The sequence below is a fragment of the Enterococcus sp. DIV0802b genome, from assembly GCF_050543535.1.
GTDB lineage: Bacteria > Bacillota > Bacilli > Lactobacillales > Enterococcaceae > Enterococcus_D > Enterococcus_D entomosocium.
Genome location: NZ_CP172941.1, coordinates 2,962,644 through 2,986,913 on the forward strand (window position 1 = coordinate 2,962,644; position 24,270 = coordinate 2,986,913).

The 24,270-nt window shown below is 44.6% G+C and carries 19 protein-coding genes and 1 other annotated feature (1 of these 20 cut by a window edge); of the genes, 5 read left to right on the plus strand and 14 right to left on the minus strand.

Annotated elements, in window-relative coordinates; all coding sequences use genetic code 11:
• Window positions 1–13 (minus strand) — a binding site (T-box leader); it reaches 222 nt to the left of the window's first position.
• Between the two features lie 92 nt (window positions 14–105).
• From dapF to IGJ12_RS13830, 3 genes are read right to left on the minus strand one after another with little or no spacing between them, the layout of a single operon-like run.
• Entirely contained in the window at window positions 106–939 is an 834-nt protein-coding gene (gene dapF, locus IGJ12_RS13820) for a diaminopimelate epimerase (RefSeq protein ID WP_429968809.1), read from the minus strand.
• 23 nt (window positions 940–962) lie between these two features.
• Window positions 963–2,279 carry a diaminopimelate decarboxylase gene (lysA, locus tag IGJ12_RS13825; protein ID WP_005233959.1) on the minus strand — a complete coding sequence of 439 codons (1,317 nt, stop codon included), beginning with the start codon at window positions 2,277–2,279 and terminating at the stop codon, window positions 963–965.
• A 4-nt stretch (window positions 2,280–2,283) separates the two neighbouring features.
• A complete protein-coding gene (locus tag IGJ12_RS13830; protein WP_008380505.1) occupies window positions 2,284–3,453 on the minus strand; it encodes a M20 metallopeptidase family protein in 1,170 nt (389 codons plus the stop codon).
• A gap of 222 nt (window positions 3,454–3,675) precedes the next feature.
• On the opposite strand from IGJ12_RS13830, the gene dapA reads away from it, so the two are divergent.
• From dapA to dapD, 3 genes are read left to right on the plus strand one after another with little or no spacing between them, the layout of a single operon-like run.
• Window positions 3,676–4,557: a 4-hydroxy-tetrahydrodipicolinate synthase gene (dapA, locus tag IGJ12_RS13835; RefSeq protein ID WP_008380503.1), complete on the plus strand. Its 882-nt coding sequence runs from the start codon at window positions 3,676–3,678 to the stop codon at window positions 4,555–4,557.
• Between the two features lie 13 nt (window positions 4,558–4,570).
• Window positions 4,571–5,326 carry a 4-hydroxy-tetrahydrodipicolinate reductase gene (gene dapB, locus IGJ12_RS13840; RefSeq protein ID WP_005233953.1) on the plus strand — a complete coding sequence of 252 codons (756 nt, stop codon included), beginning with the start codon at window positions 4,571–4,573 and terminating at the stop codon, window positions 5,324–5,326.
• A 12-nt stretch (window positions 5,327–5,338) separates the two neighbouring features.
• The gene (dapD, locus tag IGJ12_RS13845) at window positions 5,339–6,052 is read left to right on the plus strand and encodes a 2,3,4,5-tetrahydropyridine-2,6-dicarboxylate N-acetyltransferase (protein ID WP_005233952.1); all 714 of its coding nucleotides are present in this window, start codon (window positions 5,339–5,341) and stop codon (window positions 6,050–6,052) included.
• A 144-nt stretch (window positions 6,053–6,196) separates the two neighbouring features.
• On the opposite strand, the gene IGJ12_RS13850 is transcribed toward dapD, so the two are convergent.
• The 8 genes from IGJ12_RS13850 to IGJ12_RS13885 form a co-directional block, all read right to left on the minus strand.
• A complete protein-coding gene (locus IGJ12_RS13850) occupies window positions 6,197–7,150 on the minus strand; it encodes a DHH family phosphoesterase (protein ID WP_008380500.1) in 954 nt (317 codons plus the stop codon).
• Between the two features lie 54 nt (window positions 7,151–7,204).
• On the minus strand, window positions 7,205–8,536 hold the full coding sequence (locus tag IGJ12_RS13855) for a DRTGG domain-containing protein (protein WP_005233948.1): 1,332 nt from the start codon (window positions 8,534–8,536) through the stop codon (window positions 7,205–7,207).
• Window positions 8,537–8,573: 37 nt separating this feature from the next.
• Complete coding sequence (locus IGJ12_RS13860; protein WP_005233945.1) at window positions 8,574–9,257, minus strand: metal-dependent hydrolase; 684 nt, start codon at window positions 9,255–9,257, stop codon at window positions 8,574–8,576.
• A 198-nt stretch (window positions 9,258–9,455) separates the two neighbouring features.
• Window positions 9,456–10,895: an MFS transporter gene (locus tag IGJ12_RS13865; protein WP_016612801.1), complete on the minus strand. Its 1,440-nt coding sequence runs from the start codon at window positions 10,893–10,895 to the stop codon at window positions 9,456–9,458.
• Between the two features lie 241 nt (window positions 10,896–11,136).
• A complete protein-coding gene (locus IGJ12_RS13870) occupies window positions 11,137–12,819 on the minus strand; it encodes a ribonuclease J (protein WP_005228243.1) in 1,683 nt (560 codons plus the stop codon).
• A gap of 122 nt (window positions 12,820–12,941) precedes the next feature.
• Entirely contained in the window at window positions 12,942–13,994 is a 1,053-nt protein-coding gene (locus tag IGJ12_RS13875; RefSeq protein ID WP_008380394.1) for an aspartate-semialdehyde dehydrogenase, read from the minus strand.
• Between the two features lie 304 nt (window positions 13,995–14,298).
• Window positions 14,299–16,086: a glycoside hydrolase family 13 protein gene (locus tag IGJ12_RS13880; RefSeq protein ID WP_034872136.1), complete on the minus strand. Its 1,788-nt coding sequence runs from the start codon at window positions 16,084–16,086 to the stop codon at window positions 14,299–14,301.
• Between the two features lie 160 nt (window positions 16,087–16,246).
• Window positions 16,247–16,732, minus strand: coding sequence for a MarR family winged helix-turn-helix transcriptional regulator (locus tag IGJ12_RS13885; RefSeq protein WP_034872137.1), 486 nt, complete (start codon window positions 16,730–16,732; stop codon window positions 16,247–16,249).
• 138 nt (window positions 16,733–16,870) lie between these two features.
• On the opposite strand from IGJ12_RS13885, the gene IGJ12_RS13890 reads away from it, so the two are divergent.
• Together IGJ12_RS13890 and IGJ12_RS13895 are read left to right on the plus strand one after the other, a co-directional pair.
• Window positions 16,871–19,213, plus strand: a complete 2,343-nt coding sequence (locus IGJ12_RS13890; protein WP_016612861.1) for an ABC transporter ATP-binding protein/permease — start codon at window positions 16,871–16,873, stop codon at window positions 19,211–19,213.
• 156 nt (window positions 19,214–19,369) lie between these two features.
• A complete protein-coding gene (locus IGJ12_RS13895; protein WP_008380385.1) occupies window positions 19,370–20,719 on the plus strand; it encodes an Nramp family divalent metal transporter in 1,350 nt (449 codons plus the stop codon).
• A gap of 42 nt (window positions 20,720–20,761) precedes the next feature.
• Here the strand turns inward: IGJ12_RS13895 and IGJ12_RS13900 are convergent, their stop codons facing one another.
• From IGJ12_RS13900 to serC, 3 genes are read right to left on the minus strand one after another with little or no spacing between them, the layout of a single operon-like run.
• A complete protein-coding gene (locus IGJ12_RS13900) occupies window positions 20,762–21,985 on the minus strand; it encodes a DUF1015 domain-containing protein (RefSeq protein ID WP_016612862.1) in 1,224 nt (407 codons plus the stop codon).
• A complete protein-coding gene (locus IGJ12_RS13905; protein WP_005233935.1) occupies window positions 21,985–23,169 on the minus strand; it encodes a phosphoglycerate dehydrogenase in 1,185 nt (394 codons plus the stop codon). Before IGJ12_RS13905 ends, IGJ12_RS13900 begins: the two co-directional genes overlap by 1 nt.
• Window positions 23,170–24,249, minus strand: coding sequence for a 3-phosphoserine/phosphohydroxythreonine transaminase (gene serC / locus IGJ12_RS13910; RefSeq protein WP_005233933.1), 1,080 nt, complete (start codon window positions 24,247–24,249; stop codon window positions 23,170–23,172).
• Window positions 24,250–24,270 lie beyond the last annotated feature (21 nt).

Below are 24,270 nucleotides of genomic sequence, written 5' to 3' on the forward strand. Positions count from 1 at the left end.
TCATCGCGTGTTTTTAAGTTGTGTTTAACTATACGATAGCCTCAAATGAATGTCAATTCTTTTTTTCACGAAAATATCATCTTTTTGCAATAACTTTCACAGTGTTTACAGAGTCAAATTCTCATCTAAAATCAAGCCTTCAGATACCATAACCGCATCACCGATCAATTCTAATGCGCCCTGATCAACATCAACTTCTACCGTTAACTCGCCACCTAACACGTGCAGCAAGACATTCGCTGCCGCTTGCTGTTGGCGTTTGGTCACGACATACGCAGTGGCACCAGATCCTGTGCCGCACGCATAGGTAAAACCTTCCACCCCTCGCTCATACGTGCGAACGATCAGCTCACCCTTGTCATCTTCTTCATAGAAATTGACATTCGCCCCTTTGGGGAAAACCTCCCAATAGCGTATCTCTTTGGCAAGTTCAGCCAGCTGTTCCAACTCAGTTTCTGCCAGACCAGGATAGTGAACCACCGCATGAGGGATTCCTGGATCACCTAATTCCACATAGTCCACGAAAGAAACCGTTGGATTCGGGTACGCTTGATCAAATGTAGTCACGGTCGGTGGGTTCAAGGTTACTTTGTAGTGTTTTGCCGACAAGCGCCATGCGGGGACATCGCCAGCAACTGTTTCGATGGTCATCTGCTCGCCAGCAATTCCCTTCTCAAAGGCATAACGGGCAATACAGCGAGCGCCGTTGCCGCACATTTCTGCTTCGGTCCCATCAGCATTGTAAAACCGCATCCGAAAATCAGCGGTTCCTGTGGGGAAATCCACTGCCATGACTGCATCCGCGCCGACAGAAAATTTCCGATGGCAAACTTGAGCAGCAAATTGCGACAGTTGTTCATGGGAGAATTTCAATGTGCGGTTATCGATTACGATAAAATCATTCCCCGCACCTTGCATTTTTGTATAAGGAATCGTCATGTTGTCACCTGCTTTTCAAAATTTTACTTGCTGGAAGCTTCTTCTTTTAGAAACGAAGGAACCACTTCATTTTGCAGCATTTGCTCGTAGGACTGGCGTTTAACGGCTAATTCCGCTTGGCCATTTTCCACAAAGACGACTGCGGGTATCTGTAAATTATTGTAGCTGCTGGCCATCGAATAGCCGTAAGCTCCTGTTGCGAACGTAGCAAACAGATCCCCAGTTTCAACGGGCGGTAATGCAAGATCTTTTACTAAGATGTCTGTGCTCTCACAAGCTTTACCAGAAATGGTGATCTTCTGTGTCGCTGCTTCGGAAGCGCGGTTGGCTAAGATCCCAGTGTAAGTTGCCTGATAAAGACCAGGACGAATATTGTCTGTCATGCCACCGTCAATGCTGGCGTATGTTCTGATTCCCGGCAATGTCTTGATACTGCCGATGGTGTGCAAACTGATACCTGCTTCTGCGACGATACTGCGACCGGGTTCAATAACGATGGTCGGACGTTCGCTCTGGTGCTGCGCATAAAAGGCGTCGATTTTTTCCATCACAGGATCTAAAAAATAGCTGTAGGGTTGGCGAATATCTGCATCTGTGTATCGAACGCCAAAGCCGCCGCCAACATTTAGTTCTTTGATCCAATAATCAAAACGTTCATGAATGGTTTGGACAAGGGCCAAAGCCGCATCAACTGCCGCTAGATGTGAGCGATTGTCCGACAATTGACTGCCGACATGAAAATGCAGTCCATAGAAATCCAATTCAGGTGCTTGAATCACTTCTTCCACTAATGGAAATAAGATTTCTTCATCTAAAGGAATCCCGAATTTTGAATCTTTTTGTCCGGTCGAGATAAATTGATGGGTGCTGACCGAAACCTCGGGTGTGATGCGCAACAAGATTTTAGCAACGACTTGCTTTTCTTGACATAACGCGCGGATCAAGCCGACTTCTTGAATGCCATCAACGATGATCCGTCCCACGCCATAATCAAGGGCGGCTGCTAATTCTTCAATGGATTTGTTATTGCCGTTAAACTCGATGTGTTCTGCTGGAAAATCAGCTTGGATCGCTGTATACAGCTCCCCACCGCTAACCACGTCTAATGAAAGTCCTTCTGACTTGATCACTTGCAGCATCGCTGTAGTACAGAAAGCTTTGGCGGCATAGGCTGCTCGTGTCTTGCTGTAGCGCGTCAAAAACTGCGCCTGAATCTTTTGGCATTCTTCGCGAATCTCCGAAACGGAATACACGTAAAGGGGGGTTCCAAAGGTTTTTGCCAGTTCAACGGTATCGCAACCGTCAATGTATAAGTGATTGTTCTTGATTTCTTTTGCCATCGCTTTACTCCTTGTCTGTCGGCTCGTTCAACGCCTCGATCAAACGAACGTAGCATTCGATGCCTTGCAATAGATTTTTTTCGTCAAAATTCATTTTGCTGCTGTGTAAAGGGTGGACATAACCTTTTTCTTCATTTCGGGTACCGACAAAGAAAAAGACGCCGGGGATTTCCTTTTGGTACATCGAAAAATCCTCTGCCAACATATATGGCGGTGTTTCTCGGTAGCTCTCCCCGACCACTTTTTCCAATACTTCCACCATCTCAGGATCATTGTCCACGACACGATAAAGATGTTCGAATTCAACATCCGCCGTGCAATCATATCCTTTGGCGATTTCTTGTGCGACAGTGGTGATTCTGCGCGTCATCGTTTCATAGACTTCATCTTCAAACGCCCGCATCGTTCCTTTTAAAACGACCTTGCCGGGAATGATATTTTCCGCATCTCCCCCATGGATCTTCCCAAAAGTGATGACCCCAGCAGAAAGCGGGCTGATATTGCGTGAAATGATCGAATGCAATCCTTGAATGATCGCAGCCGCAGCTAAAATGGCATCATGCCCTTGATGAGGCTGGGCACCATGGGCACTCGTACCGTTGATCGTTAGATTGATCTCGCCGTTACGGGCCATCATCGGACCTTTCCGACTCGCAATGACTCCTTCGGGAAAGTCTGGGAAGACATGCAGCCCCACGATTTTTTCCACGCCAAAATCTCGTAAGATGCCTTCATCGATCATCAGTTGAGCGCCACCGGGGCTTTCCTCGGCTGGTTGGAAAATCAAAACGATCGTTCCACGAATCACTTCAGGATGCGTCGCTAAGTATTTGGCAAACCCTAGCATCGTTGCCATATGGCCATCATGACCGCAGGCGTGCATTTTTCCTTCATGTTTGGAAGCAAAAGAAACACCGGTCTCTTCTTTGATCGGTAGTGCATCGATATCCGTTCGAAAGGCCAGTGTCTTTCCTGGACGCTCACTGCGAAAGACAGCAATCAAGCCGGTTTCAATCACTGGATAGATTTCTTTGATCCCAAAGGATTGCAACTGACGCAGCAAGTATTCCTTTGTTTTGAACTCAGTTAACCCTAATTCAGGGATTGTATGTAATTCACGACGAAAACGAACCACGTCTTCGGTTAATTCTGTGACTGTTTGCGATACTTGCATGTTAAAACACCTTTCTATACATTCCTTTTAAAAATATCCATAAAAACCAGCGAATATTCAGTTTTTCATTGATATTGTTTAATATTATAGTATATAATTCGAATAATCTATAGTATAAATTGTCGAAATGTTTCGATTTTTATTGAAAATTTTACCCCTCGTTTTGGTACACTTATACGTAGAGTAACGAAAAATAAATTGGTTGAAAGGATGTGTCGTAGTTTGACAATATTCAAAGGTTCTGGCGTTGCGTTGATTACCCCTATGCTTCAAGATGGTTCGGTGGATTTCGATAAGCTGAAGGAGTTAGCGGAGTGGCATGTGCAGCAAGGAACGAATGCAATCATTGCATGCGGTACGACCGGTGAAGCATCCACGTTAGACGATGAAGAACATATCGCGGTGATCGAAGCGGTGGTAAAACAAGTTGCTGGTCGAATCCCCGTTATCGGAGGAACAGGCTCCAACAATACCCAACATGGGATCCATCTTTCAAAAGAAGCACAGCGCGTTGGTGCTGACGCATTATTGGTTGTAACACCTTACTACAACAAAGCGACCAAGAAAAGTTTAGTCGCTCACTATGAAGCAATCTGTCAAAGCGTTGAGCTGCCAGTGATCTTATACTCCGTCAGCTCAAGAACCGGCTTAAATTTAACACCTGAAGCCGTGGCAGAACTAAAAAAAATCCCTAATATCAAAGGCATCAAAGAGGCCAGCGGTGATATTTCGCAAATCGCAGAAATCGCTCGTCTTGCGGATGATGACTTTGCGATCTATTCAGGAAATGACGATCAAGTAACCCCAATTTTAGCTTTAGGTGGCTCTGGCGTGATTTCAACGATCGGCAATATCGCTCCGAAACAAACGGCACAACTCGTTGCTGATTTCTTAAATGGTGATGTAAAAGCAGCCATCAAAGAGCAGTTGCGACAAAAACCGTTGATCGATGCGATTTTCAGTGAAGTAAATCCTGTGCCGATCAAAGCAGCGGTCTCCTTACTGGGCAAATGCGAATTGCATTATCGTTTGCCTTTGGGTGTCCCGGAAGATGCGACCCTCGTTCATTTAGAAGAAGAAATGACCAATTACGGATTGCTGTAAGGAGGAGTTTTTGGTGAAACAAATTTTATTAAGCGGTGCAAACGGTCGCATGGGCAAAGTGTTGCAAAGCCTGATCGCAAAGCACCCTCAGTTAGAAGTGGCCGCCGGCTTAGATCGTACCGAGCAATTAGATGGTCCTTTTCCAATCTATGATCGTCCAGAAAAAATCACGCAACCGATCGATTTGGTGATTGATTTTTCTCATTATAGCAATGTGCCTGCCTTGTTGAACTATTGTGTCGAACAGCAGCTGCCAATCGTGGTTGCTACAACTGGTTTGACGGAAGACACGCAGATGATGCTGCCGTTGGCTGCTAAAGTGATTCCGGTTTTCTATTCTGCCAATATGTCGTTGGGGATCAATGTACTGATCAAAGCACTACAAAGTATCACCCCCGCATTAGAAGCTGACTTTGACATTGAGATCATCGAAAAGCATCATAATCAAAAACTTGATGCACCAAGCGGTACAGCTTTGCTGTTGGCAGATAGTATCAATGACAGCTGCGAAACAAAAAAAGAGTATCTCTACGGGCGTGAAGGCAGTGATCTAGTAAATGACCGCAAGCAGATGGGTATCCATGCCGTTCGCGGCGGAACGATCCCTGGGGAACACATTGTCATCTATGCTGGGCAGGATGAAATCATTGAATTAAAACACACTGCGCTCTCCCGCGAAATCTTCGCCAATGGTGCACTAAAAGCAGCGGAATTTTTAGCCGATCAACCAGCCGGTTTTTATTCCATGCAAAATCTAATCGACAAGTAAAGGTGGTCTCTCATGACAGAATTACAATTTTCCGATCCTTATCAATTAGCAAAATATATCAAAGAAGCAAATAAACAAACACCTGTAAAAGTCTATATCAATGGAGATCTTGGCGACGTCCAAGCAGATGGCATCCAATTGTTTGGTAACGGCACCTTCTATTTCGTGGTTGGTGACAGTCAAAAAGTAGCTGAGTTTTTAACCGCGCACCAAGACAAGATCACCGATCACTATCTGGAAAATGATCGCCGCAACTCAGCGATTCCTTTGTTGGACTTGACGAAAGTCGATGCCCGTATCGAACCAGGTGCCTTTATCCGTGACCAAGCCATCATTGAAAAAAATGCCGTTATCATGATGGGGGCAGTGATCAACATTGGTGCTGTGGTTGGTGAAGAAACCATGATCGATATGGGTGCGATTTTAGGTGCCCGGGCAACCGTTGGGAAAAAAGCCCATATTGGCGCTGGTGCTGTCTTGGCTGGCGTTCTTGAGCCACCTTCAGCAAGCCCAGTCATCATTGAAGACAATGTTTTGATCGGCGCAAATGCCGTCGTCCTTGAAGGCGTCCGTGTCGGCGAAGGTGCAGTCGTTGCTGCCGGTTCTGTGGTGACGGAAGATGTCCCTGCTGGAGCAGTCGTTGCTGGCTCACCAGCTAAAGTCATCAAAATGAAAGACGAGAAAACGAAAAGCAAAACCGAATTTTTAGACGATCTACGGGGGTAAACTTCTTATTTTCTCGTAAATACGCAACAAAAAAACGCAGTACCGGTTCAGTGATGAGCCTGCGCTGCGTTTTGTCTAAAAAAGGGCGTGCCGAAAGCTTTTGGCACGCCCTTTTTCTATTGGCAAATGTGCTTGTAAAAGTGTTTATTCTGCTTGAAATTCTTTGATCGCTGCTTGGATCTCTTGATAGATCACTGCAACTTCTTCAAGGTCTTTTGCATTTGCTCCACTGGCAAGCGGATGTCCACCACCATGATGGCGTTTGGCGATCTCATTGATCACTGGACCTTTCGAACGCATCCGCACACGGTAATAGCCTTCTGGTTGTTCGACAAAGATCGCCCAAGCCATCACTTCGTCGATTTTCCCTGGTAAGGAAACGACTGCTGAGGTTTCCGAATCTACTACGCCAAAACGCTGCTGCAATTCTTGCGATAGGATCACTTTGCCAGCACCAATCTCATCAATCTCGATGTTTTCGTAGACATACCCTGAAAGGCGAGCAACACTGCGAGAGACTTGATCCAATTGACGATTGATCTTCGGAGCATCAAAGCCGTAATCCAATAGTTCAGCCGCTAAGCGCAGGGTTGTCGCTGTCGTTGCCGGATATAAAAACCGTCCAGTATCACCAACAATGCCCGCATATAACAGACGAGCCGCTTCTTGCGTCATCGTCAGCTCGTTTTGAAACATTTGCCAAAACGAAACGATCATCTCACTACAGCTGCTGGCTTTCGTATTGACCCAAACCAGTTCTCCGTAAGGTTCATCATTAGGGTGATGATCGATTTTGATCAATTTCGCCCCTTGATCATAGCGTTGGTCACTGATCCGTGGTGCATTGGCCGTATCTGTAACGATCACCAGCGCCCCTTTATACAAATCATCAGGGATCGTCTGCATCAGCGCCAAGTAATCCAATCCTTCAACGGGTCCGCCAACTTGATAGATTTCTTTTTTGGGAAAACTAGCTCGTAAAATTTCTGCCAACCCCACTTGTGATCCTAATGCATCTGGATCAGGGCGCTGGTGCCGATGGATAATGATCCGGTCGAATGCTTTGATTGTTGCAAGTATTTCTTCTTGTACCTTCATGAATGGTCTCAACTTTCTCTCTAAAATTTTTCCATAAGTGCCGTTTTCGATGATTTATGGGCGTTCCATTACTTGGCATACCACGATCGCTTTTGCCACTAAGGAATTTTCGATCGATACTTCGATATCGATTTTCGCCGAACGTCGCCCCAGTTCTAGAATCTTCGGTTGAATGATGATCTCGCTTTCTAATTGGATCAAACGGAAGTAATGCAGATTGACTTGCTCGATCCAGCTATTGCGTCGTTGATTCAACTGCATCGTACGTTTCGCCGTATTAGCGATTACTTCACTCAAGACACCAAAAGAGATCGTTCCGACTTCATTAACCATTTGGGGCGTCACCGCAAAGCTGAAATACGGCTGTGGCAATTTGTTCCCTTCAAAATCTTGTTCGATAACTTGCATCTGTCCCGAGATTTGGTCAGAAATCGTATCTGAAATTTGCGTTTGTCGTTGGACCATCTGCATCGCTTTCATAATGTCTTGGCGTGTGACAATCCCAATCAAAGAAAGGTCATCAGCTACGACGGGCATCACTTCTAAGCCATCCCAAATCATCTGATGGCTGGCAGAGGCCACACTCATCTCTTTTTTTACGACCCGTGGTTCCCGGGTCATGATTCGTTCGATGATCTGCGTATCAGGCTTTTCTAAGACATCTTTGGCTGTGATGATCCCAACGACCCGCATATTCTTGTTGACGACTGGATAGCGGGAGTGATTGGTAGACTCCGAAAGCAGTTTGTAATCCTTGACCGTATCAAAGGTGTGCAGATACTTGGTTTTTTCCAATGGCATATAAATGTCACTCACCAGCATAATGTCCTTTTTGATCAGCTGGTCGCTTAAGGCACGGTTGATCATCGTTGCCACGGTAAAGGTGTCATAGGTCGTTTGTAAAATCGGCAACTCCAATTCGTCTGCTAAACGACAGATTTCCTCTGTTGTTTCAAAGCCTCCCGTGATCAAGACGGCTGCGCCATCCTCCAGTGCCAACTTGTGGACTTCGTTGCGGTTTCCGACGATCACTAAGGAGCCAGGCGTGATGTAGCGTTCCATTGCTGATTCTTTCATAGCGCCGATAACAAATTTGTTCAAGTCTTTGTCCAAACCGGCAGCGCCGCCCAAAACATCACCTTCAATGATTTGGACGACTTCGCCGAAAGTTAGTTTTTCAATGTGTTTTTTTAGTTTTCGTTCGATACGGATGGTTCCGACACGCTGGATCGTTGAAACCAAGCCGATATTTTCCGCATCTTTGATTGCCCGATAGGCTGTTCCTTCACTGACATTCAAGTCTTTTGCGATTCCCCGCACCGAGATGCGATCGCCTACAGGCAGATTCTCGATATGCGCTAAAATCAAGTCGTGTTTTGTCGCCATAATTATCCCCTATTCCTACTACGAATCTTCCTGTTGCTTAAACTTCTAATGTCTCACCGACTGCAAGGATCTGGCCCACACCTGCCGGCAATAAATTCACGAAGGTTTGCGGATCTTGCTTGATCATTGGAAACGTATTGTAATGGATCGGTACTACTTTGCTCGCGTTTAAAAGGGCCGCTGCTGTTGCGGCATCTTGAACGCCCATCGTAAAATTATCCCCGATCGGTAAAAATGCCACATCGATGTCGAAACGTTCACCGATCATCGCCATATCGCTAAAGAGTGCAGTATCTCCAGCGTGGTAGATGGTTTTGCCTTCTGCTTCTAAAATGATTCCAACAGGATTGCCCATATAGATCATCGTTCCGTCTTCTTCAAGGCCAGAGCTGTGTTTCGCTTCCACCATTGAGATTTTGCCAAACGGAAACTCAAAAGAACCTCCCATATTCATGCCATGCGTCTCAGCAACGCCTTTGCGGGCTGCATAGCGGCAAATTTCAACGACACTGATCACTGGCGCTTCATTTCTTTTGGCGATCGGCACCATATCCCCAATATGATCACTATGACCATGCGTGATCAAAAGCCAATCGGTTTCCACTGTCTCTGCATCTAAATCAGTCAGAGCATTTCCAGTAATAAAAGGGTCAAACAACAATTTTTGGCCATCCGCTAATTGGATAGCAAGCACTGAGTGTCCGTGATACGTGAGTTTCATACAACATTCCCCTTTCCATCTAAGTAATACAGTCTAATATTTTTCATTATAACAGATAACGCCAGAAATCCAAAAGCACAAATTCTGGCAGCTTTATTACATCCGTCCTTTTTCTGGTTCTTGTCAAGAAAAATAAAAAAACTGTTCTACCCTTTCTGAATAAGGAATAGAACAGTTCGACCTGATGACTTCAAGCGATCATAGCGTTTTCTTACGTCCGCCTTGTTTATAGATGCGCCAGACTGTTAAGAATAACGCCGTGATACAAAGAAGGAACGCCCCAAAGAAGGTGATTTTCATGCCATAGGCAAAAATATCTGCCCGACCTGCGATATAGGTCGTCACATGCTTTCCATACGCTTGACTCATTGCTGCATAGAGAATCGTCGTTGCTAAGGATATCCCTAACACCATGCCCAAGTTACGGGCAAAGGAATTTAGACTACCTGCCACCCCAAGATTTTCTTTGGTGACACTGCTCATTACCATCGTATTGTTTGGGGATTGGAACAACGAATTGCCAAGTCCCATGATGGCAGTGGCAACGATATAATACCAAATCGGCGTATCCTGATTCATAAACATATACATCAGCTGAGTGATCGACAGCAACGCTAAGCCAGCTAAGACCAAAATCTCCGGTCCTACACGGTCCGTCAAATACCCGCTAAGTGGTGAACCAATGACCATCATCAAAGGAAAGACCATCATCAGCATCCCTGCCACGCTCGGCGTTAAGCCTCGGGCACTTTGCAAGTAAAAGGGAATCACGACATTGACAAAAAAGTTTGCAGAAAAGATCAGCAACGCCGTGATCAGGCTCATGGTGAAAATTTTATTACGAAAGATCCCAAAGGTAATCAGCGGTTTGCTCACACGCGCTTCTACTCGCAAAAAGACGATGAATGCCACTAAAGCGATCCCACCCAACAGCAGCGGCAGCCACGTTAGAAAGCCACGCTCTTGTCCAAGAAAAATGCCGCCGAAGAAGCTGATAATTGCAATTGAAAACAGCACAAACCCGGTTTTATCGATGGAATCATGACTCATGGTAATATCTTTTGGTAACACCTTTTCTCCAGCAATCATCGTCAGAATACCGACAGGAACATTGATCCAAAAAATAAACGGCCAAGAAAAATGCGCCAAAATCACTCCGCCTAATCCAGGACCGGCGATGGAGCCTAACGAAACAAAGGCACCAATCATCCCTAAGGCGCGTCCTCGTTCACTCATAGGAAAAACTTCAGTAATGATTCCGGTATTCGTCGCCATCGTCATGCTAGCACCGATCGCTTGCACCACTCGGGCAAATAAAAGAAATGCTAAGGAGTGATTAAACCCGCATAACAGCGAACCGATAATAAAAATTAGCATTCCCAAGCGGAAAACTTTGATTTTGCCCCAACTGTCCCCTACCTTACCGAATAATAAAAGGCAGGCACAAACGATCATCAAGTAAACGGACACGACCCATTCCGCTTGATTCATAGGTACACCCATATCTGCCGAGATCGTCGGCAATGCGATATTTACGATACTCCCATCCAGTGTTGACATAAAGGTAAACATCGAAACAGCAATGAGAATCCACCACTTTCTCTGTTGTACTACGGGGTTTTCTTGATAACTATTCACAAATCGACCATCCTCTCTTTGCTTATTTTGTTCCTCTAGTCTTAGGGGGACAACTTTGTATTATTGATCGAAATCCATTCGCCGTCAATCCTTATCTGCCCATTCACGATCAAAATAAGGGGCATTTATTGAAAAAACGTCGCCTGTTTCTTGCACAAAAAAAGACAAAAGCTTCGGTGAAAAGAAATCGGCCGTCAAACGGCTATTCTTTCACCTGCTTTTGTCAGTAGGTCAAAACGAATTATTTACGGTTGCGATTTCTTTGGCTTGATTCCATGATGACCGGCAAGATGACTGGACGGCGTTTGGTTTGTTCAAACAAGAAACGACTCAAACGATCACGGATATCTTGTTTCAATTTGCTCCATTCAAACTCTTCATCATGAAGGTGTTTTTCTACGATTTCTTCCACGATCTCGCCACTTTCACGAATCAGGTCACGGCTGGCTTTCACGTAGACAAACCCGCGAGAAGTGATTTGAGGGGCAGAAATAATTTTCTTTTCGCGACGATTGATCGTCACTACTGCAACGAAAATTCCATCTTCAGATAAGACTTTGCGGTCTCGCAGGACGATATTCCCAATATCTCCGACACCGATCCCGTCGATCATGACGTTCTCAGCTGGAACCGCACCTGCGGCGATCATTTCGCCTTTTTTGTATTCTAAAACATCCCCGCGTGCAGTAATGAAGATATTTTTCATCGGAATCCCGACTTCTTGCGCCAAGTCCACATGGGCGGCTAATTGGCGGTACTCGCCTTGAATAGGGATAAAGTACTTCGGTTTCATCATATTCAACATCAGCTGCAGATCATTCGGGTTGGCATGACCAGAAACACGGAAATTATCCGAGATCTGTTTCACGGTACCGCCAGCGCGATAGATGATATCTTCCGTTTTCGCAACCACCGTTTCCATTGCCGTTGTCGGCGTCGTCGTGATGTAAACAAGATCTCCTTCTTTGATACGCAGCGTCCGGTGAGAGCCGTTGGCCATTTTTTGCAACGCTTTGATTGGTTCCCCCATACGACCTGTTTCTAAAATCAACAACTGTTCGTCTGAGTATTTTTTCATTTCTTTTTGGGTGATCAGCAAGTCTTCGGCAGGTAATTTTAATTTCCCTAACTTCATGGCCGTTTTGATGATCCGACCAAAATCTTGACCAGTCAAAACGACTTTGCGGTCAGAACGAAACGCCGCATCTAATACTTGTTGCACCCGTTGCAAATTGCTAGCAACACTAGCGACGATGATCCGACCTTCCCAGTAACGGATATTGTCATAAACTTCATCTTGGATCGTCAATTCAGAAGCAATCGGCGTTGGATTTTCGGCATTTGAGGACGTACTTAGCAATGCTAAGACTCCTTCTTTTCCAATTTCCGCTAAGCGGCCAAAATCGGTTTGATACATAGGGATCGCTGTTTGGTCAAACTTGAAATCTCCTGTATAAACGATATTGCCAGCTTCTGTTTTTACGCTGATTCCAACAGAATCAGGGATAGAGTGGGTCGTACGGAAAAAGCTGATGGTCGCATGGCCAAAGTCAATCTCCGAATGTTCATCGATCACATGAAAATCTTTGAAGCGCTTGGTAGCTTCATTTTTATTCACGGTCAATTTTGCTAGTTCGATCGTTAACTCGGTCCCAAAGACCGGTACTTGGATATTCTCCAAGAAATAAGGCAATGCACCAATCGCATCTGCATGCCCGTGGGTCAAGAAGACACCAGCCACACGGTCGGCATTTTCTTCTAAATATGTGAAGTCTGGAATCACTGTATCGATCCCTAATAATTCATTTTCTGGATAACGGACACCGCAATCCAGCACAAATATATCCTCGCCAACTTCAGCAATGTACATGTTCTTTCCGTTTTCGCGTACACCGCCAAGAGGAATGATTTTTATCGTTTCCACTTTTATTCACCTCTTAATTTTTTTCTACTGTATTATTTCCCAAGCATAAGCCGTCCCTATTATTATACAACAAAAAAAAGAAAAGCGTGGCATTCACCACACTTTTCTGAAAAACTTATGGTTTACACATGAACTAATCCTTGCTGATGCAGGCTTTCGGCGATTTGAACAGAGTTCCATGCCGCACCTTTCAGCAAATTATCAGAAACGACCCATAAATGCAAGCCGTTTTCGACATCCAAATCTTTGCGAATCCGACCAACAAAGGTTGCCGTTTTGTCCACACTGGTCAAAGCTTGCGGGTACACTTGTTGACTCGGATCATCTTGCAAGACAGCTCCTGGGGCTTCGCTGATCCACTGCCTAACTTCCTCAACACTGGCATGGTCTTTGGTCTCGATATAAATCGACTCCGAATGACCGCTAAACACAGGGATTCGCACACACGTAGCTGCTACTTTGATCTGCGCATCTTCCATGATCTTCTTCGTTTCATTGATCATTTTCCACTCTTCGTAAGTATAATCGTCTTCAGCAAAGACATCGATTTGTGGCAAGGCGTTAAACGCGATTGGGTAGTGCTTTTTATCGCTGCCTGCTGGTAAAATCTCAGGGTTTAGTTCATCAGCGGCTTTTCCGGCTAATAGTTCTTGAGATTCACGAGTCAATTCAGCCAAGGCTTGTGCGCCAGCACCTGAAACTGCTTGATACGTTGAAACCAAGACCCTCGATAAACCGACTTTTTGACGAATCGGTTCTAATGCCACCATCATTTGAATCGTTGAACAATTCGGATTGGCAATGATTCCTTTATGTTGCGCTAATGCATGAGGATTCACCTCAGGAACGACTAGAGGAACATTCGGATCCATCCGAAAATGACTGGTATTGTCGATTACGACTGCACCGTGTTTGACTGCTTCTGGAGCAAATTGTTTTGAAATGCCACCACCGGCACTGAACAATGCAATATCGACTCCCGCAAAGGAATCTGCGGTCAGCTCTTGAATAACGAGCGGTTCATTTTTGAACACAAGGGTCTTCCCAGCAGAACGTTTGGATGCCAACAACGTTATTTTTTTGATCGGCAACGTGGTCTTCTCCAACATCTCAATCATTTTTGTTCCTACTGCGCCGGTAGCTCCGACAACTGCTATGTGATACCCTGTACTCATCAAATCACTCCTCGAATAAAAATACATTTTTACTAGTTTATCATATCTTGTAAAAAAGAAAAGGCCTTTCGTGGAAAGAAGCGCAAAAAGAAGGCAGAACTATCTAAATTTTCTATCGTTTTCCCCGTTTCAGGAAAAAACTACCTATATTTAAGGGTTATCATTTGTCACATTTAGGTGTTATAGGATATAATACCGACAGAAGGAATTTTGGGGAAGATTCTTTCCAACGTGCATGGGGAAATTAAAAATACCCAAAACATTGAATGAGGCAAGAATTGCATATGCAATTCTTGCCTCATTTTTATGCTTCATTCGATTCTTCGTTATTTACTTTCACGATAGCAAAGCCTTTGTTATCGATGATCATCGTCTCATCTTCCAGTTGGACAAACTGTTCCATCAAAATTGAATCAGGACGAGAGAGTGTAAGTTGGTCCTCGCCAGTGTTGAAAATACCGATGATCCGCTGTGCCCCCAACTCTCGTTCGAAAATGATCAGGCCATCTTCTTCCGAAACCCAGTTCCAACTCAAGGAACCTTCAGATAAGACTTTTTGGTTGTCTTTGCGTAGTTTGATCAATGACTGGGTGAAATGCAGCAAATCACGATCTTGCTTTTCCTCATCCCAAATCATACATTTACGACAATCCGGATCCATATCACCGGTCAAACCAATCTCATCGCCGTAATACAGGCAAGGAACGCCTTGTTGCAGATACGTAAAGGCCATCACTTGGCGCATCAAGTCTTTGTCTCCCCGAGCCAAAGTTAACAAACGCGGGGTATCATGAGAATCCAAAATATTGAACTGCACTTGGTTGGTTTGCTCCCGATACAACATCAGCTGGTTATTTAATTCCGAGACCATTTTCGTCATGGAGATCTCGTCTTTGACAAAATATTCAATAATTGCATCTGTAAAGGCGTAGTTCATCACTGCATGAAACTCGTCGCCTTGTAACCAGCGTTGAGAAGAATGCCAAATTTCCCCAAGGATATAAAAATCATCTTTGGCCTCATCACACACTTGGCGGAATTTTTTCCAGAAGAAGTGACTAACTTCATTAGCCACGTCCAAGCGCCAAGCATCGATATCAAATTCTTCGATCCAATAACGAGCGATCTTCAACAAATAATCTTGCACATCGGGATTTTCCGTATTGAGTTTCGGCATATGCGGCGTAAAGGCAAAAACATCATAGGTGATGTCATAAGCATCTTCAAAGTTTTCCCCTTCTTTGTAGTTGACAGGAAACTCATTGATGTGGAACCAATCAGCAAACGGCGAATCTTTGCCGTTTTTGATGACATCTAGCCATTGATGCGAAGTATCCCCCATATGGTTGAAAACAGCATCCAGCATAACTTTGATGCCGCGTTTGTGGCATTCCTCCACTAATCGTTTAAAGGTATCGTTATCACCAAAAGCAGGATCGATGGCCAAATAATCGATGGTATCATACTTGTGATTCGAATATGCCTCAAAAATCGGACAGAAATAGATCCCATTGATTCCTAGATCGACAAGGTAATCCAAATGATCGATGACTCCTTGTAGATCCCCACCGAAAAAGTCTTGGCGATCGGGATTTTTTGAGCCCCATGGCAACACACCTTCAGGATCATTTGATGGGTCCCCATTTGCAAAGCGCTCAGGGAAAATTTGATACCAAACCGTTTCTTTCGCCCACTCGGGAATTTTGAAACGATCGGCTTCTTGGAAGTAAGGCATCCGAAAATAATTGTTGTTCATTTCTAAATATTGCTGTTCAAAGGGGTAGACCCCGTGATCCCCATAGAAGACATGCAACCCATCGTAACTTTCGATGGAAAAGCCGTAAGACAAACGGCGGAATTCTGCTCCGACCGATACTTGCCAATAATCATGCAAGTCCGTGGAAAGAATTTTTTGCATTTCAATTCTTTGTTGGTACCAAGCTTCTTTATACAGTGTGTAAGGATCACCGCAAAGTAGCTGGACATGGCGGACGTCTTGACGGGCGGTACGCAAACGGATATGCATTTTATCCTTCTCGTACAAATACGCAAATTCACTTTCGGGACGATGATAGATGGCAGTAGTATTCATAGCAGACTCCTTTGACTTGTTTGATATACCCATTGTCGCACAAATCAGAAGTCAAAACAAGAGAAAAACGCAATCGGTTGCTTTATCTAATAAATCGATAATATAGGTCAATATGAAATTAATTCAGCAATTAAAAAGCAAACGATTGCTTCACCCTTTTTTAATCAAACGGTGTCTTCTTCTCACATTGATTGCCAGTCCGTAAAATGTCATATTTCCGCAAGATCCCCACTGCCTCCGTCAACGATTGACTCAACTGCTGGATATCTTCCGCAGCCATTTGAGCGGTTTTGGCATTCAAGCGGTCTTCCACTTGTTTTTTCTTTTGGATAAACAACTGCTTCCCAGCTTCTTCCAAATAAACATTGACGTTGCGACGATTGACGCCGTTGGTTTTGCGTACCACAAAGCCAGCCTTTTCCAACCCCGAGATCGAACGACTGATTTGGACTTTTGATGTACCGATTTGCTGGGCCAACTCGGACATCGTAATTCCTTCATTACTAGAGATCACCACGAGTTCCAAGATTTCCATTTTGGTCAATTTTAAATCTTCCAGACCGATTTCTTCAAACAATATGTTTCCCATCAGCGAAAATATCTCCGCAAACACTGCCATATTGAATGTTCCTAACGCTTTTTCCATACTCTCCCTCTTTTCTGTCTTTAGTTTAGTATAAATTATTTGTTTAAACAATGATAATCGTTGATTTTTGTTAACCATTATGATAGCGTGGTTACATAATGAAAATAATCGTGAAAACGGCAAGAAAAGAGTGACCCCATGTTAGAATTAAAAGATATCAAGAAGTATTATACAGTTGGCTCCAGTACTACGAAAGCCCTCGACGGCGTCACCGTCGCCTTTCGTAAACAAGAGTTTGTTGCCATTTTAGGGCCAAGCGGCTCTGGGAAAACAACCATGTTGAACGTGATCGGCGGCTTAGATAATTACGACTCTGGTGATATGATCATCAATGGAAAATCAACCAAATCCTTTAAAGACCGCGACTGGGATGCCTATCGGAACAATTCGATTGGCTTTGTCTTCCAAAGCTACAATTTGATCAGTCATTTAGGCATCATCGACAACGTCGAGCTTGGGATGACCTTGAGCGGTGTGTCAAAAGAAGAAAAACGAGCCAAAGCAACCGATGCTTTGACGCGTGTGGGCTTGGCTGAACATATGCACAAAAAACCAAATCAGCTTTCTGGTGGTCAAATGCAGCGGGTAGCGATCGCCCGTGCCTTAGCAAATGATCCTGATATCCTCCTTTGTGATGAACCTACAGGTGCCTTAGATTCAGAGACAAGTGTCCAAATCATGGAACTGATCCAAGAACTATCAAAAGAAAAATTGGTCATCATGGTTACTCATAATCCTGAATTGGCCCACAAATACGCTGGACGGATCATTGAATTCAAAGACGGACGAATTATTAAAGATTCGAACCCCCATGTTGAAGGACAAAAGAAAGACCAATTCGAATTAAAGCACACAAAAATGAGTTTTATGACGGCCTTACGTTTGTCGTTTAACAATATCCGAACCAAAAAAGGGCGCACCTTCTTGACAGCCTTTGCTTCTAGTATCGGAATCATCGGAATCGCCATTGTTTTGTCACTATCAACGGGATTCCAAAAACAAATCGACAATACCCAGTCAGAAACATTAGCTCGTTTTCCGATTACGATCTCACAAGTGGCCACTGAACAAGATCCATCAGCGATGGGTACGCGGGATAAATCTGAAGATTTCCCTTCAGATAAAGAGGTCACTGCCAAATTAAGTGATACGGATCGTGCAACTCATATTAACAAAATCGATCAAGAGTTTCTCGATTACATCAACGACATTGATCCTGAGTTAAGTAACAATATCGGCTACACTCGTTCAACTTCATTGAATCTTTTCCGCAAGATCGATGACAATGTGGAACAAGTCAGCTTCTCCAACGCGTCGCCTGACAATGAACAGACCAATGCCATGATGTCTGCCATGAGTGCCTCAACCGGTATTGGGGTTTCGACTTTCCCTGAGCAGTTATCAGAAGATAACGGCAATTTCTTGAAAGACAACTATGACCTTTTAGAAGGCAGCTACCCAAGTGCCAGCACAGATGTCGTTTTGATCGTCGATGAAAATAACGTAACGAATGTCAATGCATTGATCAATCTCGGTTTTGATATTGAAGATGGTGACACGGTTTCCTTCGACGATATCGTGGGAACAAAAATCACATTGGCGTCTAATGATGCCTTTTACACCGAATTGCCGACTGGAAACTTCATTCCAAACCAAGATTTAAATGAAGTTTTCGATAACAGCAACAACAAAGAATTAACGATCAGCGGAATCTTACGTATCAAGCAAAACTCTACGATGAACTTGCTGTCAACCGGCATTGCCTACAGTGATGCCCTCGCGCAAGAAGTGATCAAAGAAAACCAAGACTCAGCGATCGTCCAAGCACAAAAAGATAGCGACACCAACGTGATGACGAATGAACCCGTTGACGAAAGTGCCAAAGATTCATTGATCGCTTATCTCGGCGGCAGTGATTTACCAAACAGCATTATGATCTATCCAAATGATTTCAGTGCCAAAGAAAAAATCCTTGATTACTTGGATGACTTCAACAAAGGCAAAGACAAAGAAGACCAAATCGTTTATTCCGATTTAGCCGGTACGATGACTCAATTGACTGGTGGCTTGATGGATGCGATCACCTATGTCTTGATCGCTTTTGCAGGAATCTCTTTGGTAACCAGCATGATCATGATCGGTATCATCACTTATACCTCTGTACTAGAACGCACGAAAGAAATTGGGGTCTTAAAAGCATTAGGTGCTCGTAAAAAAGACATCACCCGCGTCTTCGATGCCGAAACCTGTATTTTAGGGATCGCTTCAGGGGCTTTAGGTGTCCTAATTGCTTGGTTAGCTACATTCCCGATCAACGCGATCTTATATAGTATGACTGATCTCGAAAATGTTGCTCAATTAAATCCGGTCCACGGCCTGATCTTGATTGCCGTCAGCACCGTTCTAACCATGATTGGCGGCCACATTCCAGCTCGAATGGCAGCGAAAAAAGATGCAGCGATCGCTTTACGCGCCGACTAATTTTATAAGAAAGCCTAACAGGCAGCAGCCATCCCCTTGGCTGCTGTTTTTTTGTCCTTCCTTCTGACTTCCAAAAGGTTTCTCTTGAAAAATCCATAAATGAGGAATACAATAGATTTGTTTTTAGGTATACCTAAAAAGATAGGGTGTGAAACGATGAATGAAGAAAAAAAATTGATCCAAGCGGCCAACGGTCCTAGCTTGGAAGAAATAAATAATACAGTTGCCATCCCAAAAAACGGCAGCTTTTGGCGCAATCTCTTAGCGTTCTCTGGTCCTGGGGCATTGGTAGCCGTGGGCTATATGGACCCAGGAAACTGGATCACCTCGATCGGAGGCGGTGCTGAATATGGCTATCTCTTACTTTCTGTGATCTTGATTTCCAGTTTGATCGCTATGCTACTGCAATACATGGCAGCCAAGCTAGGGATCGTGACCCAGATGGACCTTGCGCAAGCAACTCGTAAACACACCAGCAAAGGTTTAGGCTTTGTCTTGTGGATCGTCACCGAATTGGCTATCATGGCAACGGATATCGCGGAAGTGATCGGAGGAGCGATCGCTCTCAATCTACTATTCGGCTTACCGTTATTAGTTGGGGTCATCTTAACGATTTTCGATGTATTGCTTCTGCTCTTTTTAATGAAACTAGGTTTCCGTAAAATCGAAGCGATCGTCATGACACTGATTTTGGTCATTATGCTGGTCTTTTGTTACGAAGTCATTATTGCTCAACCGGATCTACCGGCTGTCTTGCAAGGCTTTATTCCGCAAAAACAAGTCTTGAACCATGGGCAGCTGACAATGGCATTGGGGATCGTTGGTGCGACTGTGATGCCCCATAATCTCTATCTGCATTCTTCGATCTCCCAGTCACGAAAAATCGATCGCAGCGATACTCAAGAAGTGGCAACGGCCGTGCGGTTCGCTACTTGGGATTCCAATATCCAATTATCCGCTGCGTTTTTGGTCAATTGCCTGCTTTTGATCTTAGGAAGCGCCTTGTTCTTTGGTCATAGCGAAGAAGTCGGCACCTTCTCCGCGCTGTTCAATGCATTGCAAGATTCCTCCATTGCTGGTGCTGTCGCCAGTCCAGTCTTGAGCGTTCTGTTTGCCGTAGCGCTCTTGGCATCCGGTCAAAATTCAACGATCACTGGGACACTGACAGGCCAAGTCGTGATGGAAGGATTTATCCATATGAAGATCCCTACTTGGGCGCGACGTCTGATCACCCGTGGCTTATCGGTGATCCCCGTCTTGCTTTGTACAATTTACTTTGGCGGCAACGAACAAGCTCTGGACGATCTGCTGATCTATTCGCAAGTCTTTTTAAGCATCGCCTTACCCGTTTCGATGATTCCGCTGGTTCTTTTTACCAGCTCAAAAAAAATCATGGGGGAACGCTTCAAGAATCCGCTATGGGTCTCTACCTTAGGCTGGATTTGTGCCATTGCACTGACGGTCTTAAATGTCCGCTTGATCATCGAAACACTCGGCAACTTCTAATATCGAAAAAAGCTTACGAGGTAGCCTCGTAAGCTTTTTTGGTTAATTCGTTTCTAAATCATGTAAAAACAGACCGCTTAACAGTTTTGGTTCAAACCAAGTTGATTTTGGCGGCATGATTTCTCCCGCATCGGCGACTGCCAAAAGATCGGCCATTTGCGTTGGATACATGGAAAAAGCCAATGTCCATTCTCCGCTATCCACCAAACGTTCCAATTCTTCTGGACCACGAATCCCGCCGACAAAATCAATGCGTTTGTCTGTCCGCACATCTTGGATCGCGAAAATATCAGCCAGCACGTATTGTTGTAAAAGCGACACATCCAGCTGTCCTACCGCATCTTGCGGCACAGATGCCGGTTTGATGGTCAACTCCCACCACGCATGGTTTAGGTACAGATGAATCGAACCACGTTGCGCTGGTTTCTTCGTTGTAGTTTCTTGAATCGTAAAATGCTGGGCTGCCTGCTCAAAAAAGGTTTCTGGCACCGGTACCCGCAAGACCCGATTGTATTCCCAAATCGCTAATTCATTTTCTGGGAATAAGATTGCTAAAAAGCGGTCGCTTTCTTGGCTGCTTTGGCCATCGGCTCGCTTTTGCAAGCCAACTTTAACTGCTGACTCTGTACGGTGATGTCCATCCGCAATATAGAGGGCATTTACAGCCTGAAACTGCTGGGCAAAAGAGGCGACTAGCGCTGGATCATCGATCAGCCAAACACGATGCTGCACCTCATGATAGCTGACAAAATCATAGATCGGCGCATGCTCTGCTTGCCACGCATCGATCGCTTCTTTGACTGCTGCTGGTTGGCGATAGCTCAAGAAAATCGGACTTGTATTGGCATCACATGCCAGAATATGATTGATCCGATCGATTTCTTTTTCTGGACGGGTAAACTCGTGTTTCTTGATTTTCCCAGCGACATAATCATCGATCGAGGTACAGGCGACAAGCCCAGTTTGACTTCTGCCAGCCATCGTCAATTCATACAAATAATATGCGGGCGCCGTTTCTTGAATCAACCAGCCTTCTTCTTGAAAAGATGCAAGATTTTCAGCCGCTTTTTGATACACCTGTGTATCATAAGGATCGATTCCTGGCAAGTCGATCTCCGAACGGTCGATGTGGAAATAGCTGTAAGGATTGCCTTGCGCAAACGCTGCGGCTTCTTGTGAATTGACCACGTCATAAGGCAGCTCGGCCACTTTTTCTGCCAATGAGGCTTCTGGACGAATGGCTTTAAACGGAAATACTTGAACCATTAATACCCAACCTCCTGATTTTTGATGACCCGTACACGAACGATATTTTCGTTCTCCCGCAGTTTATCGGCTAATTGATTCAACAATGCCTCATCTTCAGAAGCGACATCTGCTAGGGTGTAAGCAAAGTCTTCCCGTCCACGATTCAGCATATTGTCGATATTAATCCCAGATTCCGCAATGATCGACGAAATCTGACCTAACATATTCGGTACATTGCGATTGATGATCGTCAGACGATAAGGCGAATGAAAAGCCATCTCAACGGTTGGAAAATTCACCGAGCGCTTGATGGTCCCGAATTCCAAGAATTTTTTCAATGTTCGGGCTGCCATCTTGGCACAGTTGACTTCAGCTTCTTCTGTTGAGGCACCTAAATGCGGCAAGACGAGTACTTTTTCATTGTGCAGCAATTGTTCATCCGCAAAATCAGTCGTATAGCCCGCTAAACGGTCGGCTTTTAACGCACGTAAAACGGCATCTGTATCGACGATTTCTTTACGAGAAAAGTTGAATAGCTTCGTTGTTGGTTTCATTTTCGCAAGTTCGGCTTCCCCGACGAGATGATGCGTGTTTTCCATTAGCGGCACATGAACCGTAATAAAATCACAGGTTGAAAAGACTTCCGCAATATCATTGGCACGCTTGACCCGACGAGAGATCGTCCAAGCAGTATCCACTGACACGTAAGGATCATAACCGACTACTTCCATCCCTAGACGATAAGCATCGTTGGCAACCATCGCTCCAATAGAACCAAGGCCGATGATTCCTAACTTTTTACCTTCTAACTCTGTTCCAGCAAATTGACTTTTTTGTGCTTCTGCTTGTTCTTCCACATTATCACCGTTCAAGGTTTGGACCCATTGGGCACCTCGTAAAATCGGGCGGACACTTAAGAGCAGACTAGCAATCACTAATTCTTTGACCGCATTGGCATTGGCACCGGGTGTATTAAAGACGACGATCCCTTTTTCAGTACATGCTTTGACGGGAATGTTGTTGGTCCCAGCCCCTGCACGAGCAATACCTAAGACACTTTCAGGAAAAGCGTAATCGTGCAATTTCTGGCTGCGCAGCAAAATCCCTTGCGGTTGGTCGCTCTCGTTGATGGCATACTTTTCTTTTTCTAAACGCTGTAATCCTTCTGGTGCGATCGCATTGAATGTTTTGATTTGGAACATTTATTTGACCTCCGCTTCAAATGATTTCATAAAGTCGACTAACGCTTGAACGCCAGCTAATGGAAAGGCATTGTACAAGCTTGCTCGCATTCCTCCAACGGAACGATGCCCTTTCAAGTTCTCAAAACCAGCTTTGACAGCTTCTTCATTGAAGCGCTGATCTAATGCTTTATCCCCTGTTACAAAAGGAATATTCGTTAGTGAACGGCTATCAACAGCCACAGGACTACTGTAAAGAGCAGAGGCTTCGATCGTTTCGTATAAAAGCGCCGCTTTTTGGCGGTCTTGTTCTAAAATTGCAGGAATGCCGCCTAATTCTTCCAACCATTCAAACACCAATTTAGCAATATAGATAGCATACGTTGGTGGTGTATTGTACAATGAGTCATTTTTAGCCTGTAGACGATAATCCAGCATTGGAGCGAAAACAGCATCATCATTGAGTAAATCTTCTCGGATGATCACTACCGTCAACCCTGCAGGACCAATATTCTTTTGGGCCCCAGCATAAATCACACCGAAGTCTTCTACGCGATAGTCATTGGCTAAAATATTTGAGGACATGTCTGCTACGATCGGCACATTGCCAGCCTGCGGAATCGTTTGAAAGGCCGTCCCTTCAATGGTATTGTTCGTGGTGATATGCAAATAAGCCGCTTCTTGATCGATCGCATCTTCTGAAATTTCTGGAATATAAGTAAAGTTTTGATCCTCACTAGAGGCAATGACTTCCACCGTCACGTTTCCAAGCGCTTTTGCTGCTTCAATAGCTTTCTTCGACCAAGAACCGGTATTTACGTATAAGGCTTTTTTGTTTTGTGCAAGATTCAAAGGGATCATACTGAATTGGAGACTCGCGCCGCCTTGTAAAAACAGTACCTGATAGTTTTCAGGAATCCCCATTAATTTTCGTAAAAGTGCTTCTGCATCTTTAATGATTGCTTCAAACAAGGAGGACCGATGACTCAGCTCCATAACGGACATCCCACTTCCGCGGTAATTCAAAAGTTCGGATTGTGCTTTCTCCAATACGGGACGGGGCAATACGGCAGGACCAGCTGAAAAGTTATAAACTGTCATACAAAAAATCTCTCCTTTATG